Source organism: Sporosarcina sp. FSL K6-5500 (assembly GCF_038005665.1).
Lineage (GTDB): Bacteria > Bacillota > Bacilli > Bacillales_A > Planococcaceae > Sporosarcina > Sporosarcina psychrophila.
On sequence record NZ_JBBOTP010000001.1, the window covers coordinates 2,873,539 to 2,892,366 of the forward strand.

Here is an 18,828-nt window from a genome sequence, read left to right on the forward strand (position 1 = left end):
TAGATACTGCTAGGGGAGCCGTTTAGGCTGAGACACATCATAGATGTAAACCCTTCGAACCTGATCTAGTTCATACTAGCGTAGGGAAGCAGCTGAAACTCTACACTCAATGTCTTTATATACGTAGAAAACAGCCGCCTTCCGATTATGGAAAGCGGCTGTTTTCTGTTCCAGTGTATATATGTTGAACAAATGAAATAAAGATAGTGAACTGCGCGAAGGCGCATTACAAGGGCTAGCGCCGTAGTGAATTCAATGGAATTCTTTATTACAACGTATATAGATTCACCTACCAAAAATATAGATAAGGGATGGATGAGTAAAATGGAAAATAAAATTAGTAACCTAGTTGATGAACGTCTAGAGGAGTTAGTGCAATTGCTAGCGGACCTCGTTCGTTTCCCGACAGTTAGTCCACCGGCAAGAAATACAACAGGCGTACAGCGGTATATTCAAGATTTTTTAGCACAAGAAAAATTTGAAACGGTTAGTTGGGATGTATTTCCTGGCGACCCGAACGTTGTAGGCGTTAAAAAGGGAACGGATGGAAACCTGTATAACAGCCTAATCATTAATGGACATATAGACGTTGCGGAAGTGGGGGATGAAACAGAGTGGACTGTGCCTGTCTTTGAACTAACGACTAAAGATGGCAACGCATATGGGCGAGGAACATCCGATATGAAAGGTGCAGTAGCGGCGACTTTACTAGCCGTTAAATTATTAAACGAACTAGGTGTGGAACTGAAAGGTGATTTGCAAATTCAGACTGTCATTGGGGAGGAAGCGGGAGAGGCAGGAACACTTTCATGTATGGAAAAAGGCTATACAGCAGACTTTGCACTTGTAGTCGATGGCAGTGATCGTCAAATCCATGGTCAGGGTGGTGTGATTACCGGCTGGATAACGATTAAAAGTAAGGAAGTTTTCCATGATGCAATGAGGATGAGTATGCTTCATGCAGGCGGTTCGGTTAATGGGGCTAGTGCGATAGAAAAGATGATGAAGGTTATTGCTGGATTACAAGATTTAGAACGTCACTGGGCTGTGACAAAAAAATATCCGGGTTTTGCGCCTGGCACCACTACTATTAATCCAGCAGTTATAGAAGGAGGAAGGCATGCAGCTTTTGTGGCGGATGAATGTCGGCTCTGGATCACCGTTCATTTCTATCCGAATGAAACCTATCAATCTGTAACAAAAGAAATCGAAGAGCATTTGAACCATGTAGCAAAAGCAGACACGTGGTTAAGAGAAAATCCCATTCACTTTCGCTGGGGTGGAAAATCAATGATTGAAGAACGTGGAGAAATATTTCCGGCGCTTGAAATGAATGCGGACCATGCAGCTGTTCAACTTCTTGCGCATTGTCATGAACAAACCGAAAAAAGTCCTGCAATAATAGGTATGTCGAGATCAGTAACAGATGCGGGCTGGCTAGGAGCAGCAGGAATTCCAACTGTTATCTATGGTCCTGGAAAGTTGGAAGAGGCACATTCAGTCGATGAAAAGATAAACATTGAAGAATTAGTGGTATTTACCAAGACGCTTATGTTATTTATAAATGAGTGGTGTAATACGAAAAAATAGGAGTGCAAGTAATCTCCCCATTCATCTACTACTATTAAACTGTTACATGTTGAACAAATGGATGCCTATATAAACTAAGCGAAGGCACCTTACAAGGGACAGCCTAAACCTTAAGAAAAGCTTAAAAGTCTACGTTTGACTTGTACATTTGCGGCTAGCTTTGGACGAAATGATTACAACACCTTTACCGCGGGTTAAATGTGGCTGGAAATGCCAGCTACACTCTTTTCGGTAATCCTGTTACAACTAACTGTCCACCACATACCTACAATGTTTAAGTGGAAAATGCAACTACTTTGGAAGATGGAAGAATAACTACCTTTCTATAAAAGTTGCAAGTGCCCGAAGATGAAATTTCGGGCACTCTGCTGCATTTAACAAGCTTTCCTTACTTACTTTGGCAAAAATCATACAAGTAACAATGTGATGCCATATAGAAAGTGACCCTTTCTAAAATACAAAAAGGAAATACTATAGAGTGGGATTAGGCAGCCAAAATTGCATCTTTGGCTGCCCCTTTATGGATAGGAATGTAGTTATTCACTCGTTCCCAAAAGCATCAGAACTTAGTGTAGCTGTACCTTTGAAGAGCGGTGGACGAAGGGCCCCCATACAATTAACGAAAAAGCAGCGTAGGATGCGACAAAGTCGCATCCTACGCTGCAAGAAATTCCGATAATGGTGCAGTAGTCGTTCAGTCCAAAGCGATTCAAAAGCACATGTACATAAGGCTTCTAGTGTTTTATCACAAAAGTAAGCAGTCATGTGTTTCAACATATAAATAAGTGAAGCTATTACTTATACGGTATCAATTGATTTCTATGTTTCCAGATAGATTATTATGAGATACCTTAACGAGCCGTTTCACGCCGAACGATCGGAGCTACTTGTGTTGCTAACATTTCAATACTCGCTGCGACTTTAGAAAACGGCAAGCCGCCGATATCCATTTGTGCAATGAATCGTTGATGTCCAAATAGTTCGTGTTGGTGGAGAATCTTCTCAATTATTTGCTGAGGGCTGCCGACAAATAATCCGGTTTCGGGACTGGCCATATAATTGAAATCAGAGCGGGATATTCTCGTAATCATTCCATGTTGTTTGTTCACATATCCCCAATAATTTGCATAGTAAGGATAAAATTCGTCTTTCGCTTGTTGGGATGTCTTTGTTATATACGTATGTCCTGTTACAGCCACTTTTAAATCCTCTACACGATGTCCGGCACTTATGCCAGCTTGGCGATACAAATCAACAAGTGGTTTGAAACGAATTGGATCCCCACCAAGGATAGCTAATGCTAAACCAGTTCCAAGTTTTCCAGCTCGTATTGCACTATCAGGTGTTCCACCTACACCAACCCAAATCGGCAGTTTATTTTGAACAGGGCGCGGGGCAATCATAGAATTAGTTAAAGGCGAACGGAATGACCCATTCCAATTGACGATTTCATTGGTATTCAATTCTTGAAGCAGTCGTATGTTTTCATCGAACAGTTCGTCATAATTGTTTAAGTCATGACCGAATAACGGAAAAGATTCAACGAATGCACCACGACCTGTAATAATCTCAGCGCGACCATTCGAAATTAAATCGAGTGTAGCAAAATCCTCGAATAGGCGAACAGGGTCGACTGTGTTCAAAACAGTCGTTGCACTCGTCAATTTAATACGCTTCGTGTTTTGTGCCACTGCCGCCAGAACAACTGGCGGAGCTGATACGGCATAGTCTAAGCGGTGATGCTCACCGACACCAAAAATATCAAGTCCGGCTTCTTCAGTCAGCTTTCCAATAGCCAATACTTCATGAAGGCGCTGTTGAATACTTATTGTTTTTCCAGTTAGGGGATCTGGACCAAGATCCCCAAATGTATATATTCCAATTTCAATTCCGGGTTTCCTAGTTTCTGTTTGCATTGTTCTCATCTCCTAAAACTAAGTTATTCCGCTTCAGAAACAAGGGTGAAACGTTTATTTATATGTTGAGGATTTTCGATTTCATCAAGAACTGCAATTGCATAGTCAGCATAGCTTACATAGCTGTCACCTTTTGAGTTCACGATTAAATTGTCTTTTCCTTTTTGATACGAACCCGTTTTTTTTCCTTCAGGATTAAAGAATGCTGCTGGGCTAATGAATGTCCATTTAACTCCACTCGTCTTTTGCAGGTCTTCTAAGTTCTTTCCTTGATTGGAAGCAGTTGCAAAGTATTCTTCAGGGAATTCCGGTGTGTCAATTAGACGGATGGTTTTTGCTTCATCTACAAACAAGCTTCCCGCGCCACCTACAACAATTAATCTTGTTTCTGGAGCGCCTTCAAACGCCTCTATTAACTCTCTTCCGGCATCTAGATGAAGATGTTCCTGTCCTGCAGGAGCACCGAATGCATTTACAACAACATCAAATTGACGAAGGTCTTCAGCTTGTAGATCAAATATATCTATTTCGAGGGCGACAACATTTTCTTCAGTTAGTTTTGCTGCATTTCTAACGATAGCTGTTACTTCGTGTCCGCGGTCATTCGCTTCTTTTACAATAAGGCTTCCTGCTTTTCCTGTAGCTCCGATAATTCCAATTTTCATGTTTAAATCCTCCAGTAAATTAGTTTTTTTATGCACATAAAATAATGCGCGCCTAGTGATTTGAAGCCATTGGCTATAATTAATCCAAATGTAACTGTAATGGTTACAGTTACAGCGACGGCTAAAAAATCGAATGAACTATCCGATTTTTTGTGTTAATACCGATACTAATTCTTCCATCGTAATTTCATGTAACACAGATTCCATCGCTTCTTGAGCTCGAAGTAAAATCAGCTCAAGAACTGCCTCAATGTTGGCGCCAACCGGGCAATTTGGATTTGGTTTTTCATGAAATTGAAAAAGTTCGCCTTCTTCCACGACTTCGACTGCTCTGTACACATCGAGTAAAGTAATATCTTTTAAAGATTTTTGAAGCGTAGCTCCCCCAAGACCTTGCCGAACTTGAATAAGTCCTGCATTTCTTAGTTTACCAATTATTCTTCGTATGACTACAGGATTTGTATTCACACTTTCCGCAATCCATTCCGAAGTACAAAGCTCGTTACTTTCAATCGCCACGAGGGATAGAATATGAACTGCAACTGTAAAGCGACTACTGATTTTCATTGCAAGTAACCTCCCGGTGTAATCATTATAGTTACAGCGCGTATTGATTGTCAATTGTTATTATTCAAGTGATGGGGAGTGGGTGTTATAAAATTAAAGAACCCCGTTGAATCTCTGTGGCACTCAATAAGGAGAGAGTATTAATTCGGGGTGTGGATTGTAGAACGCTTGGCGCTTTGGGGATGCCTTTGCCGCACCTGAGCTAGGGTGTTCATGATCGAAAGAAATGTGATTTTGAGTTGTATATGGAGAGATTGTATTGTGATTACTAGTTGATACTATATAAATTGAAATAAAGAATTCCATAGAACCGCTACGGCGCTAGGGGATGCCTCTCGCCATAAGCCAGATGAGGTATTCTTTAACCTATCTGGAATAACCACTTGGCATTAACTGTATAATTTCTGCAAAGAACGCAGAAATTATACAAACCGAACTCTTCGTTGTTCGGTTGGCTACCCCTGTTAAGGCGCCTTCGCTCAGTATATATACCGGATTCAACATATATAATTATAGTCTAGAAAGACGCAATCTAGGTTGCAGATTTCATCACTAATAATGAAATGCGCTTTCTCACATAGAACATCCAGCGAAGGCGCGTCTTCGTGGTAGCCGGAGCGATAAGACTGAAAGGGGTCTTCTTTCTGGCTTATCGCGGGAGGCATCCACAAGGCGTCGAAGCGGTATTGGTAGGAGTTCTATTTTATGCTAGGTATCAGGCTTTTCAACAACCTCCCAAAAGCCTTGTAAAGTGCATACGCCATATTCATTTGTTCAACATATATAGGGTATTTGATCTTGATACAGAGCTGGAAATTATGGTTTTAGGGACTTATACTAAACAAATTTTAGAGAACCGGTTCTTGTTAACTTCACGAAACCTCTTATTGAAAAATGTAGTTATCTAGAACAATAAAGTGTTAACGACTTTGAAAAATGACTTTAAAACCAATGCCGATATAAACTAATCCTAAAATTTTTCCGCCCCACCGGCCAATCCCTAATCTCGGCTTCATCAGTCGCCCAATCGTACCCGTACCAATTGCCAAAATTGTTGTATAGATCATACTCAATGCAACGAAAATAATGCCTAGAATTAGAAATTGGATAAAGGTTGACCCATTTTCCGGCTTTACGAATTGTGGGAAAAAAGCTAAAAAGAAAAGAGCAGTTTTCGGATTCAAAGCTTCCACCAAAATACCATGCCCGTAAGCGCGTGATGCTGACACCTGTGAAATATCAGGCATCTTGGTTGTCGAAGCTTTTGCCAAAATCGCCCGAATACCCATATATAATAAATAGGACGCTCCCGCGAATTTCACAGCATTGAAAGCAACCGCGGAAGTCATTAGAATTGCTGATAATCCGACAGCAGAAAATAACGTATGAATGAAATCTCCTGTTGCTATGCCAAGCCCAGTCATGATTCCGGTTTTACGACCTCCCTGTGCCGCCCGGGTAATTGTTAATAAGACAGCAGGTCCTGGTATCAAAAACAATCCGATGACGACGATAATAAATGCGCTCAAAGTAGAGATATCAAGCATTTCACCACCCCTTTCGACTATTTTAATAAACAAACTAAATTTAAGGCCGCTGGTACAGAAAAAATTCGGAATTGCATTAGTGCCAAATGCCTTTTTTTATTCTCCATACTTTCCCTGGTTTCTCGCTTCAATATAATAGCCATCTAACTCTACTGCTATTGCTTCGTTAACATTTATATCTTTTATCTTATATAACTTTGTACCTTTTGGAACGAAATTTGAAAAAACCCCTTTATAGTATCCTTCATTTTCTACATACTTTTTCACCGTGCCAATTTCTTTCTCTACATCAACAATAACCGATTTATCAATTTCGTATATATCTTCGTTCCATACTACAAAATGGAATGCCCAATCTGTGCTACTCTGTTTACAACCTACAAGCAGTGTGAAAAAAATAGTGTAAAATATAAAGGTTGTAATTTTAGCTTTGTTCAATGTATTTTTATTTTTAATTTCTAACATCATAGTTTTAATTCACCTCCTAAATCTAAGGTACCCACTGAATTATTAGTGGAAATATGTAAAACAATTGATTGCTATATCTAAATTACTTGCAGAAAAATAAAAAATACCAATTGTAGAGAGGGGAATTATGATTCAATCTGTGCCCTACACTAACAAAAGGAGCATAGATTATTACTAGTGTGAACGAGAATTTAGTTTTTTGTCAATTTCTAACCGAATGAATTTATGATACATCATTGTTCAGAAACTTAGTATTGATTCAATGTATAATAGAGGTTAAAAGGACGTGAGAAAGTGTGTCTGATTAATTTTCATTACGCTGACCATCCGATGTACAAATTGATTGTAGCTGCAAATCGAGATGAGTTTTATGAACGTCCGACAGCTTCCGCAGAGTTTTGGACGGATCAGCCTGATATATTGGCAGGACGTGATTTATTGCATATGGGGACTTGGCTCGGTATAACGAAGTCTGGTCGATTTGCAGCATTGACGAATTACCGTGATCCGGGAGAAGCTAATGCCGACAAAAAAACGCGGGGGGATATCGTCACAAATTTTTTGGCGGGGAACGTGTCGCCCGAAGTTTTCCTCGAAACGTTAAAAGAGAGAAAAGATGATTATGCAGGATTCAACATTCTCGTTGGTGATGCTGATTCCTTATTCTACTTTTCCAATAAGCAACCAGAAATTATGGAAGTATCCGCAGGGACACATGGTTTGAGCAATCAATTTCTAAACACTGCTTGGCCGAAAGTGGTGAAGGGGAGAACTACACTTCGGGATTATGTATTGGAACACGCTATTATTGATACTGATGCACTGTTCGAACTCATTTCTGATGCTGACGTCGCGCCAGATGCACTATTGCCGAATACGGGGGTAGGCTTGGACCTCGAACGGCAACTATCACCGCTCTTCATCAAAACTCCTAATTATGGAACCCGTTCGTCTACTGTTTTGTTAGTAGGGCATGATCAAAGCATTACTTTCGTTGAGCGTACTTTTGTAAACGGAGAATTGGCGAATGAAAGGAAGTATTTCATCTGATGTATTTACCACAAATACATATACAGAATTCCGAATATCTAGTGTGCAAGTTGCCAATCGATTCAGTTGATCAGAAACATTTTTCAGTCTTAATTGAAAAAGCTATAGAAAGCTCAAAATAGACCCTAACATTTTATAGAAGTACGACCATTTTAGGGACCAGGGTTTCCAAGCGAACGGTGCGGTTGTTACAGGTCCAGTCAAAGAATTAATGAAACTGCAAGAATTAAAAGGAATTCATTGCGTTTCATTAGGTGAAATTACGTATTGGAATTGGGATGCAGAATAAATCTGTTAGAATGAGATAAAGTGGTTGTTTGTGATTAGGTAGAAAGGATTGATTTTTAACTTCTGATTAATCATAAAAATACTTATGTTTCATGGGCCATGTCTAAGTGGTATAAAATGAGAAGGAAGGAGCTGCAGATAAATGGCTTTCATACATATTAGCGTGTTTATCGTAGCAATCGCGTTTGCGCTTGTTTCAGTATACTTTGCAAAATTGCTTTTCCGCGTGTCAGGTATCATTGGGACTGTTGGAAAGACTGTCAGTACGTTTGAAACTAAACTGGATAAGTCGGTTATTGAATTGGAACGAACGATTGCGGAGGCAAATACTACGGCAACAGATATTGAAGAAAAATCACTGGCATTAAATAGTGTTTTTTATACGGTCAAGCATGTTGGGGATTCGTCATCATTATTGAGTGAGGAATTGGAAGTGCGAACTGAGCGCTATGCACAAAACTCTTCATTGCCGGGGATAAAACCGTTCGTGCGCGTCATTCAGTTTTCTGAATTCGCTTCAAGCCTATTAACTTCTTGGCAACGTGGAAAACGTACTTAATTTAAAAAATTGAAATGAGGGATGGATATGGATTTAATGGGAATCGGCGTATTGCTGATTGGAATCGCGTTATTGGTACTTGCCATTTATCTCGCACGCGTATTGAATAATGTTGCTTCTATTTTAAATGGTGTTGATAAGACAATTGAACAACTACCAACTCAATTGGACGGCATCTTACAGGAGACAGGGAACTTAATCCAAAATAGTAATAACACTCTTGCTGATGTCAATGAAAAGCTTGGAACGCTGTCACCTTTGTTTCATATCGTCGGTGATGTTGGTGAGTCTACAAGGATATTGTCCTCTTCACTTGTCGATTTGACTGCTTCCGCTAAGAATAAAATGAGCGAAGCAGATAGAGACAAGCAGGATAAGAGATTGGGTGGTTTATATGGTACTGCCGCTCTCGGATTCTATACAATGAGAAAAACTAAAATGGCTAAAAAACGGTCTGGTGTAATTCTTGGGAAAAACTTGTATAGCGAAGGTGAGAAACATACAATTGCTATTAATAAGATGAAAGAAGAAGCAAAAGAGGCTGTTAGTAGGGGAGAATAAAAATCGTGTGGAGGGATTAAGATTCCCTTCACACGATTTTTATTTGCTTAAATTGATTTTGTTTTAGGCATTTTTTCTGAGATTTCGTGTCTCTTCTGTGAAAGGAAGAATAGGAATGACAGTAGGCCAAAGATACCTTCATACTTTTTGCTTGTCACAAATTCCTTTGCGCCAGTAGTTTGTTGTTTTAACGAAGTTGTTTTATCAAGAGCAGCGGATGTGAACTTTTCTGCCTCTTTACCTACCTCTCCGATAATGTGGAATACTGGACTAATATCAGTTACTTGTTGATTGACGTTAGCGAGTGTCGTATTGCTTGCTTGAAGTACGGTCGTGGCTTGGCTTGTTACATCGTCTAATACCTTTGGCAGACGATCTGTTGTCTGTTGGAGGCTTCCAAGTACAGACGCTAGTTTTTTAATCGGTTTCAATAAATAAATGACGAGTATAGCAAATGCGATTCCGATAATGAGTACACCAATACCTAACCAATCCATATTGAATCACCTCATTTAATTTTTATGCTTTTCCTTTTGAAAACGGTAATAAACCCGTGCCGCTGTCTCAGTTAGAACCGTTGCTTTCTCCATAAAATCACGATATTTTTCGGGAGGTGTAGCAACATCATCCGAAATCGCAAGAATCGATCTGTTCATATGATCCGTGGAGTTTCCAAGTTTTTTTGCAGAGTCGGATAAGCTATTCAATGTTTGTAGTTTGTTTTCCGCATCATCGGCAATTCGGTTCGTCTTTTCCATCAATTGCTCGGATTGTTCAGTGATGCCAGTGAGTTTCGTCTCAACCCGTTTCAGTGTTTCTGAAACCTCTCCCATGGTCTGTTTTGCACTTTTTAATGTGATGATAACAAAAATGACAATAAGCAATAAGGATAAGGATGCAATGAGGGCACTTACATATAAAAGAATTTCCATTAATACTTCATCTCCAATTCGGACTATATATGTTGATATAAAGAATTCCATTGAATCTGCTGCGGCGCCTTCGCTGAGTTTATATAGAGATTCATTTGTTCAATATATATAGTAAATTATCTTTATCTCTTTTCTACCACTATACAGCCCTCACTAAACACTTACAACAGTTTGGATGCAGTTGAACTCGGATTTTGGAGTTGTCATTTAGGGTAGGCGGAGGGGAGGTTCAAATAAGCTATAGAGCATAGTAAGATAAAAACTTACGTCTGTTGATTAACCATTTAGTTGCATAAAATACTGGTGAGTAGGGCTTAATGATCTTGATTTTCACTGGACTATTTTCGGCCCGCTTTCGGTTAACTATTCATGACAGATTTACTGAGGGGTCCTAGTGTGGCTAGAAGTGTCTCCGTCACTTCTAGCCACACATTTTTCAGTAATCCTGTTGTGAATTGTTGCCTGTCGCGTCCCTACAATGTTCAAGTGAAAAATGCAGTTATGTTTGAATGAAGTGAATAGATGACTTTCTATAGAGAGTGTAAGTGCCCGAAGATGCAATTTCGGCCACTCTTGCACGTTGTACAATGCGTACCTTGCTTACTTTTAGTAAAGATTATGCATCTAATTCATGTGATGTCTTATAGAAACTGACACATCTTTAATAAAAAAGTGAAAACCATATAGGAAGCATCAGCCGCCAAAATTGCATCTTTGGCGGCTTTTATCCAGGTAGATGCCCCTCTATTTTTTCGTCCAAAAAAGATTCAGCACTACGAGTACTTTGGATTTGGATCACGACGGATAAAGGACCAGCATACGATTACCGAAAAAATGTGTAGGGATTCGACAAAGTCGCACCCCTACACATCCAGGCATCTCGGTAATCGTATAGAAGTCATTCTATCCAAAGCAATCCAAAGTCAACTATTCACGTAGCGCCCAGTAGCTGATCATGATATTCACTGGTTACTATTGGTTAATTAATAGACGTGATAAAAGCTCAACTTTCTCTATTCATACAAGAGAAAGTTGAGCTTTTAATCATGAAGAAATCTAAGGTTTATTAATACTTAAACTTGGAAATCAATTCTTTTAATTCTTCTGCCATAAAGGATAGTGATTCAGCCGATGAAGAAATTTCCTCCATCGAAGCTAGCTGCTCCTCTGAAGATGCAGCTACTTCTTGGGAAGCAGCTGCATTGCCTTGCGCGCTGTTTGCAATTTCATTTGCCGTGATAGTGACTCCTTGAACAGCGCCGGCTACTCTTTGAGCAGTGGCCGAGACTTCTTCCATTTGAGGTGTGATCTCTTTCATACTGTGAATGATGTGATTGAATTTCTCAATGGCTTCATTTGATACATCTACACCTTCTTGTACATTTTCCGTAATACGTTCCATGATTTCAACGGAGTTCTCTGTATCTACTTGAATGCCTTCCACGATTTCACGGATTTCTTTTGCAGAGTTCTGAGATTGTTCCGCTAGTTTACGAACTTCATCAGCTACAACAGCAAATCCTTTACCATGTTCACCAGCTCTTGCAGCTTCAATAGCGGCATTCAAAGCAAGAAGGTTTGTTTGTCCCGCAATATCTGTAATTACATCCAAAATCGAACGCACTTCCTTAGATCGCTCATGCAATGATTTGGTGATTGTGTTCGATTCAATAACAGATTTATGAATTGATGTCATTTGATTAACCGTATCTGTGACCGCTTGACCACCTATTTCAGCTTCAGTCGTTGCACGATAAGATAGTTCAGAAGCCATTGTAGAACTTTCTGCAATTTGCGTGACATCAATAGAAATCGCAGCTAATGCATGTGCAGCGGAGTCTACACCATCTGTTTGCATTTCTGCACTATGTGCTACTTCTTGAATGGAAGTTGCCACTTGTTCTGTAGCATCGCTTGTTTGTTCCGCACTTGCCGATAACTCTTCAGCAGAGGATGCTACTAATTCTGCACTCTTTTCAACGTTTTTAATTAACGTTCTGAGACTTTCCTGCATGTCGTTAAATGCTTGTCCTAAATGTCCGATTTCATCGTTAGTTTGCACATCGATATGCTGTGTTAAGTCTCCTTGGCTTATTGTAATCGCTTTTTCTTTTAGATCTTTGATTGGATTAATGATGGATTTAATAATAAAGTAAACAGTTATCGCTCCTATAATGATCGCAAGCAAGATGATCAAAGCGGTCCTTTGTAGAATAGGTAATGCTGCAGCATTAATCTCTGAGGTGGCTACAGATCCCGCGAGCTTCCAACCGGTTAACTCATTAGTTACGAAAGCCGTTAATCTTTCTTCACCATCGAACTTAGCGTCAAACTGTCCGATTTCCTGAGCATAAAGTTTATCGGATAAGCCAATATTTACTTCATTTCCGGCAGCTTCGGTAGGGTGCGTGATATATTTTTTACTTTTGTCTATTAGAACGGCATATCCTGATTTACCTATTTTTACTTGATTGGTTATATTTTGTAAATGATTCAAGTTGATATCTACTGCCGCAACCCCAGAACCATCTTTTATTACCTGTGAAAGGGTAACAACCATTTCATTTGTACTCGCCGAAATATAGGGATCGGAAATAATGACTTCACCTTTTTTGTCCATTGCCTCTATATACCAGGGTCTTTTTCTAGGGTCGTAATCCGCAGGAATCCCTACATCAGGTTCTTGTATAAATAAACCTTTGTCAGTACCTATATAGATGATTTCGGCTTCCGGATGTAGTTCTATGTACTGAGTGAAGATTTCGCGTAGTTCAGGACTACTATCTCCCTGGTATAGCCTTGAAGTTATATTTGTAGAAAAGGTATTTATATCATGTGTTTTTAGTTGCATCGTATTATCAATTGTTGAATTTAATAAGTTGATATTTTCAGTGAAACCAGCCAATATCTCAGATTTAACCGCGTCTTTGGCCGTCATATAAGCCAGTGCTCCAATAATAATTGCAGGGATAATTAATACGATTGCAAAAGATGTAATTAGTTTCGTTTTAATGTTTCGCAGGCCCATTAAGATTTTTTTCATCCAGCTAACCTCTTTCTCTAACTTTGTGTTTTAAGTCTTTGGAAATAGGGATAATAGTGCTTGATTGCTCAGGTGACTACGTGGAAATACGTAGAACTAAGGAATCATATTTATCCACTAACTTTAGCATACTACTAAACGAAAGAATTGAACATGTCATAATATTCTATATGGTTTGATTAATTATTTTAAAATAATAAATAGGAGAGAAGAAGAAAAAAATTATACTGAAACGAGGGGGATATTTTTTGTGATATTAGTTGAGAATGCAATATTACCAAAAGGGGATTCGGTTAAAATACATTTATATGGATGAAATTAATGCAATTCAAATGGAAAAATAAGGGCTTATTTATTTGACTAGAAAAGTAATGCAATTTTAATAGTGAACCAATTTACTAGAGTAATAGCGTCATTAGGGGGAAAACATAGAAGTTTGTCGTTTAATCAGTAGTTATTTTAAAGGTAGGTAACCTTCGGATTAAATACTATAAATTCGGCACTATTTATTTGGAGTTACTAGATGTTATACCTCACCCGTATAACGAACAAATCTAGCGAAGGAGCGCCACTAATGAAAGGCAGCACATCCGCATACTACAGGCGCCGGAGCAATAAGATCAAGGAGGGATGCAGTTCAATCCCTCCTATGTGATCTTCTGGCGAGCTTATTACGTGAGGCCATCACCATGCGACAAAGCGTTGTTGGAAGAACAGTCTATTTGTTAAGTACCGACTACATAGCAAGAAGTATTGAAAATATGGATCCAAGGATAATGATTGAAATAACGACTATAAAACACATAAATAACATCATTGTGCCAAATCCGCGCCATGCAGAGAAGTTGTGAACAATTCCAATTGCTTTACTCTCGACAACAAGCCCGAAAATAGAAATAGCTAACATAATCCAGGTTTGAAAGAAGAAGAAGCCCACGGACATATTCGTACCTAACGGGCCTGTTGGAGTAGCGAAAAGCTGCTGTCCGTAGAGGGAAATTGCAATGACTCCTATAGGCGCTGTCCAAATCATAGGAATTGCACTGGCTCCGGTTGCAAGGCCCATTTTCCGCATTGTCCCTGTTCCACCTAATAATTTACCAATCCACGTATACGCAACTATAACAACTCCCCAGCCTGCCAGCCCTGAAAGCAAGCTAGAAAAAAGAACGACAACAAGTGTTGTAAATAATGAAAAACCGTTAAAAAAGCCTAAGTCTGCAAATGCCATAATGCTATTGATAAGCGCGGAAATGGAAATTAGGATAAATGGATACATCATTGATTTATGACCAATAATGTATCGAATTGTGGTGCTTGGCTGTGACCAAATCGAAAATAGCGGATTCATTCTTAAATTGCTCCTTTCCGTCAGTTTTCATGATCCACTTTTCTTTTTTATATATTTGAAAATTAGTATGTCTGTATATTAGTTGACTGAAAATGACGAATCGATAGTCATCTCTATTATTTATATTGTATGAGATGCAACCCAGTGCAGGTCACTATTTACCATTACTCTACTGGGGGAAATCGTGCTAAATATGTTGAACAAATGAATACCATATAAACCGAACGAAGGCGCCTAACAATGGGATACTTTATTTCAACCTATATAACCAATAAAAGTGACCTTGACGAGTAGAAAATAGTTATATAAGATAAATCAGTATAATCAATCGGATTAAAATACAGATAATTGTTATGTGAACTGAGCTGAATTCATTCTGCATAGAGTCTACACATATTACTTTTTATCCCGTTGAAATAAAGGGGGAATTATAGTGAAAAGGAAAGCTTTTAGGTTGACTAGTATTCTAGTGGTACTATTACTAGTACTTACGGCTTGTTCAGAAGATAATAAGAAAGATTCAAAAGAAGAAAATAAGGATGGGGCAGTTAAAGCAGGCGGTTCGTTAGTTTATGCTCGAGGTGCGGATTCTGTAGGGCTAGATCCAATTAATGTAACGGACGGCGAATCGATACGGGTTACACATGCTATTTTTGAAACATTATTTGAATACGATGAGAAGTTGGAATTACAACCTAAATTGGCGGAATCTTTCGAAACGGCTGATGATGGGTTAACGTGGACAATTCATCTTAAAAACGGTATTAAGTTTCACGATGGGACAGATTTCAATGCCGATGCAGTCGTTTTCAATTTCGACCGTTGGATGGATCCACAGAATCCTTATCATATTGGGGATTTTACATATTATCCGTTCCTCTATGGAGGATTTAAAGGGGAACCAAATCACAAAATTGAACATGTAAAGGCAATCGATAATTCAACTGTTGAAATTAAATTGATAGAAAAGACAGCTCCTTTTATTAGCTATTTGGCAATTCCGATGTTTGGTATGGCAAGTCCAGCGGCGATTGAAAAGTACAATGAGAAATTCATTGAACATCCCGTAGGTACGGGGCCATTTGAATTCGAAAGTTGGACACGTAATGACAAAATTGTATTAAAGGCGAACGAAAATTACTATATTGAAGGTCAACCACTTTTGGATAAAATAATTTTCACGGTACTTCCTGATAACTCTGCTCGCTTAAATGGCTTATTATCTGGAGAGGTAGATATCATTGATGGTATGAACCCTAGTGATGCTGATACAGTCGAAGCGAATGACAGTTTAAAACTGGTCAAACGACCAAGTTTTAATAATGGTTTCATGGTATTTAATACGGAAAAGGCACCGTTTGATAATGTAAAAGTGCGTCAAGCGATTAATATGGCTATTGATAAGAAAGGGTTAGTAGATGCATTCTATAATGGCTATGCCGAAGTGGCGAAGAATCCAATACCACCATCACTTTGGGGATACAATGATGATATTGTGGATTATCCATATAATCCTGAAGATGCGAAGAAATTATTGGTGGAAGCCGGGTATCCCGATGGGTTTAAAACAGAGATATGGGCAATGAGTAACCCAAGACCATATATGCCGCAGCCTTTAAAAACGGCTGAAGTGATTCAAGCAAATTTACAAGCGATTGGTATTGAAGCTGAAATCAAAACCTATGAGTGGGCTACGTATCTTGAGAAAACAGGAAACGGTGAGCATACGATGGCAATGTACGGTTGGACAGGTGTGATGGCCGATCCAGACAATTTCTTATCTCCGAATTTAAGTAGCACTAACACTGAGAAACCCGCTAGTAATCGTGCTTTTTATAAAAATGAAGAATTTACATCTTTATTGCAACAAGCTCGTGAAACTTTCGATCAAGAAGAACGAATTAAATTGTATAAAAAGGCGCAGGAAATATTCCATGAAGATGCTCCATGGGTAACAATAGCTCATACAACACCGCCTATTGGCCTTGCCGATTATGTTGAAGGTTTTGAGGCTCATCCAATGGAAAATGATAATTTCGCTAAAATCTATTTAAATAAATAATGGTAAAAGGTCTCAAGTGTTGATTAACCAAAGTTAACCAGGAGATACCGCTTACGATTGTGATAAGACACAAGACGCCCAATATACAGGTGTATTCGTATTGCTTTGTGGTGAACGACTACTATACAATTATCGGGATTTCTTGCTGTGTAGGGTTGCCGTTCGTCCTTCGTTCCCCAAAGATATAGGTACACTTAGTACTGAAGCTTTTGGGAACGAGTGAATAGCTACTTTCCTATCCAGGATGGAGCAGCCAAAGATGCAATTTTGGCTACTTACCCCATCTTTTTAATATTACCTTTTCGAGTTTAAGGCAGTGTCACACTGTTACTTGTATAATCTTTGCTAAATTAAGCAAAGAGGCTTTATTAAAATCGATGGAGTGCCCGAATTTTCATCTTCTAAAGTAGTTGCATTAACACCTGAACATTGTAGGTTCGCGACGGACAGATAATCGCAACAGAATGGCCGAGGAGGAATGAATTACAATTCCTCCCCAAGGGATGTGGTTGGAAGTGACTTCAACACTTCCAGCCACATTTAACCCGAGGTAAAGGTATTGTGATTATTTAGTCCAAAGCGAGTCAGAAATGTATAGTTGCAAATGCAGACTTATTTGCTTTTCTAACAGGTCATAATGTAAGAAAGTGGTTAATCAACAGACTTGTTATCTGTTAAACATAAAGAATAGTTGTGTTGGTTAAAACTTGAACAACAATAAGGGCAGCGTCTGCCACGATTTAGAATCGTGTTAGACGCTGCCTCTTTTATTTTGATGTAATCTTCAGCGGTTCGATTATGCTGTTGTTCGCGGTTTTGTAGGATTGCTTGATGGGGATGGGGTACCGGCTGTTTCTGCCAATTTCATTAAATAATAACTTTCCTCTCGAGCCATATGATCAGCCATAAGTGCAGTAAAAGTTCCTAGTGCTTCTTTATTCAGTTCCATTTCTTCTAATTCGTGCAAAAATACTTGGAAAATTGTCATTTCCAAATGAACATCATTATGGAAATTTTCTAAAGCAGGGAATTTCATGATGTTTGTTCGTAAGAAACCAGCGAGTTCTATCGCTTTTAAATAGAAGTCTTCCCATTCCTTTGTAAATTTACGGCTTTTCTCATGCAGTGGTTTTTCAACCCGGTCCAGGTTTGCGTCAATGGCACCTGCATGACCGGCGGCGTCAAGTAACCAAAGCAAATCATGATGGAGTGGATGGACGGCTGGTGCTATCTGTCCTTTTTCCAAATAGGAAAAGAGACGGATCGCTTCTTCTACTTCATTGACCATGTGGTTGATGAAGGATGGAGGTAAAGAGATTTTTATATTTCCGATTAACTGTTCCTGAATTAATTGCAATTTAAATGTTCGAATTTCCTCACTTGCGATTTTTGCATTCTGGAGCAGGGTGAGAAGCTGTTGCTCTTCTAATTGCTGTTCAGAAGCTGTAAGCAGTTGATCGAATTTCTCTATGAACGTATTAGAAATCTTGATATTTTCAATTTCACTGGGCGCTAATGAGTCATGGATGAAACGGCTATGGTCTCCCAAAATTTGTAGCCAAAAATGAAGTTTAAATAGTGCATCCACTTGAAACGATTTAACCAAAAAACAACCTCCTCTTTCTATTGTTATTCCTATGAGTCACACATAGTATTTATGAGATAAAGCATTCGGATTATGAAAAATATGTCAGTGTATCAAGTAGGCGGTTCTATCATATGATGGTTCGAGGAGTGATTAAATTTGGAACGTCCAATGTTCCGGGGGAGTTATAGGCCTTACGTTTCGCCGCTTGACCCGTGTCCGCCTATACGGGTGAAGACCTTTGTTTTGCCGCCACAAATTTTTATGAATTACCAGCAACCGGGACTCCCTCAAAACTCACCTGAAGAAGCGTTACGAACAGGGACACTTTGGCCGTCACTTGCAGATGGATTTTCTCGGGAAGAGGGGATTTCATGAGTGCGTTTGAAGAAGAACGCCAAATGATGTTACGCGTGCAGCAAGCAGATTTCGTCGTTGTTGAACTAACATTGTACACGGATACGCATCCCGATGAAGCGGAAGCCCTAGATCAATGGCGGGAAGCAATAAAAGCAGCAGCCCATGTACGACACCAATACGAAAATAGATATGGACCTTTATCCCTCGCATCAGTTCCTTCTGAACAGGCAATTGAAATTGGATGGCGCTGGAATTCAACACCGTGGCCATGGCAACGATAAGGA

General features: G+C 39.3%; 17 protein-coding genes, 1 pseudogene and 1 riboswitch. Of the genes and pseudogenes, 8 read left to right on the forward strand and 10 right to left on the reverse strand.

Annotation, left to right across the window (positions count from 1 at the left end):
- Nucleotide 1: 1 nt before the first annotated feature.
- A riboswitch (TPP riboswitch) is annotated at nt 2-104 on the forward strand.
- 211 nt (nt 105-315) lie between these two features.
- A complete protein-coding gene (locus tag MKX62_RS13815; protein ID WP_370569994.1) occupies nt 316-1,590 on the forward strand; it encodes an acetylornithine deacetylase in 1,275 nt (424 codons plus the stop codon).
- Nucleotides 1,591-2,441: 851 nt separating this feature from the next.
- On the opposite strand, the gene MKX62_RS13820 is transcribed toward MKX62_RS13815, so the two are convergent.
- The 5 genes from MKX62_RS13820 to MKX62_RS13840 all read right to left on the reverse strand — a co-directional run bounded on the left by MKX62_RS13820 (nt 2,442) and on the right by MKX62_RS13840 (nt 6,753).
- On the reverse strand, nt 2,442-3,506 hold the full coding sequence (locus MKX62_RS13820) for an LLM class flavin-dependent oxidoreductase (RefSeq protein ID WP_340741658.1): 1,065 nt from the start codon (nt 3,504-3,506) through the stop codon (nt 2,442-2,444).
- 23 nt (nt 3,507-3,529) lie between these two features.
- Complete coding sequence (locus tag MKX62_RS13825; RefSeq protein ID WP_340741659.1) at nt 3,530-4,171, reverse strand: NAD(P)-dependent oxidoreductase; 642 nt, start codon at nt 4,169-4,171, stop codon at nt 3,530-3,532.
- 138 nt (nt 4,172-4,309) lie between these two features.
- Nucleotides 4,310-4,738, reverse strand: coding sequence for an Rrf2 family transcriptional regulator (locus MKX62_RS13830; protein ID WP_340741660.1), 429 nt, complete (start codon nt 4,736-4,738; stop codon nt 4,310-4,312).
- 920 nt (nt 4,739-5,658) lie between these two features.
- Nucleotides 5,659-6,285, reverse strand: a complete 627-nt coding sequence (locus tag MKX62_RS13835; protein WP_067206787.1) for a LysE family translocator — start codon at nt 6,283-6,285, stop codon at nt 5,659-5,661.
- A gap of 96 nt (nt 6,286-6,381) precedes the next feature.
- Entirely contained in the window at nt 6,382-6,753 is a 372-nt protein-coding gene (locus MKX62_RS13840; protein WP_340741661.1) for a hypothetical protein, read from the reverse strand.
- A gap of 294 nt (nt 6,754-7,047) precedes the next feature.
- On the opposite strand from MKX62_RS13840, the gene MKX62_RS13845 reads away from it, so the two are divergent.
- The 4 genes and pseudogenes from MKX62_RS13845 to MKX62_RS13860 all read left to right on the forward strand — a co-directional run bounded on the left by MKX62_RS13845 (nt 7,048) and on the right by MKX62_RS13860 (nt 9,211).
- Complete coding sequence (locus tag MKX62_RS13845; RefSeq protein WP_340741662.1) at nt 7,048-7,803, forward strand: NRDE family protein; 756 nt, start codon at nt 7,048-7,050, stop codon at nt 7,801-7,803.
- 154 nt (nt 7,804-7,957) lie between these two features.
- A pseudogene (locus tag MKX62_RS13850) lies at nt 7,958-8,092 on the forward strand (anti sigma factor C-terminal domain-containing protein); the annotation flags it as partial.
- Between the two features lie 141 nt (nt 8,093-8,233).
- A complete protein-coding gene (locus MKX62_RS13855) occupies nt 8,234-8,650 on the forward strand; it encodes a DUF948 domain-containing protein (protein ID WP_067206796.1) in 417 nt (138 codons plus the stop codon).
- Between the two features lie 27 nt (nt 8,651-8,677).
- Nucleotides 8,678-9,211: a DUF948 domain-containing protein gene (locus MKX62_RS13860; protein ID WP_082786505.1), complete on the forward strand. Its 534-nt coding sequence runs from the start codon at nt 8,678-8,680 to the stop codon at nt 9,209-9,211.
- Nucleotides 9,212-9,258: 47 nt separating this feature from the next.
- Here MKX62_RS13860 and MKX62_RS13865 read toward each other — a convergent pair whose 3' ends face one another.
- The 4 genes from MKX62_RS13865 to MKX62_RS13880 form a co-directional block, all read right to left on the reverse strand.
- Nucleotides 9,259-9,708: a DUF948 domain-containing protein gene (locus MKX62_RS13865; RefSeq protein WP_340741663.1), complete on the reverse strand. Its 450-nt coding sequence runs from the start codon at nt 9,706-9,708 to the stop codon at nt 9,259-9,261.
- 15 nt (nt 9,709-9,723) lie between these two features.
- Nucleotides 9,724-10,143 (reverse strand): DUF948 domain-containing protein, encoded by a 420-nt coding sequence (locus MKX62_RS13870; protein WP_067206802.1) that lies wholly within the window; start codon nt 10,141-10,143, stop codon nt 9,724-9,726.
- Between the two features lie 1,066 nt (nt 10,144-11,209).
- Nucleotides 11,210-13,186, reverse strand: a complete 1,977-nt coding sequence (locus MKX62_RS13875; RefSeq protein ID WP_340741664.1) for a methyl-accepting chemotaxis protein — start codon at nt 13,184-13,186, stop codon at nt 11,210-11,212.
- A gap of 736 nt (nt 13,187-13,922) precedes the next feature.
- Nucleotides 13,923-14,537, reverse strand: a complete 615-nt coding sequence (locus tag MKX62_RS13880) for a YIP1 family protein (protein ID WP_067206807.1) — start codon at nt 14,535-14,537, stop codon at nt 13,923-13,925.
- A gap of 433 nt (nt 14,538-14,970) precedes the next feature.
- Between MKX62_RS13880 and MKX62_RS13885 the strand changes: the two genes are divergently transcribed.
- Entirely contained in the window at nt 14,971-16,599 is a 1,629-nt protein-coding gene (locus MKX62_RS13885) for an ABC transporter substrate-binding protein (protein WP_340741665.1), read from the forward strand.
- Nucleotides 16,600-17,395: 796 nt separating this feature from the next.
- Here MKX62_RS13885 and MKX62_RS13890 read toward each other — a convergent pair.
- Nucleotides 17,396-18,205, reverse strand: coding sequence for a DUF2935 domain-containing protein (locus MKX62_RS13890; RefSeq protein ID WP_340741666.1), 810 nt, complete (start codon nt 18,203-18,205; stop codon nt 17,396-17,398).
- A 150-nt stretch (nt 18,206-18,355) separates the two neighbouring features.
- Here MKX62_RS13890 and MKX62_RS13895 point away from each other — a divergent pair, with 150 nt between their 5' ends.
- Both MKX62_RS13895 and MKX62_RS13900 read left to right on the forward strand, forming a co-directional pair.
- Nucleotides 18,356-18,562, forward strand: a complete 207-nt coding sequence (locus MKX62_RS13895; RefSeq protein ID WP_082786798.1) for a spore coat associated protein CotJA — start codon at nt 18,356-18,358, stop codon at nt 18,560-18,562.
- A complete protein-coding gene (locus MKX62_RS13900) occupies nt 18,559-18,825 on the forward strand; it encodes a spore coat protein CotJB (protein ID WP_067206816.1) in 267 nt (88 codons plus the stop codon). The genes MKX62_RS13895 and MKX62_RS13900 overlap by 4 nt, the downstream gene beginning before the upstream one ends.
- Nucleotides 18,826-18,828: the final 3 nt, after the last annotated feature.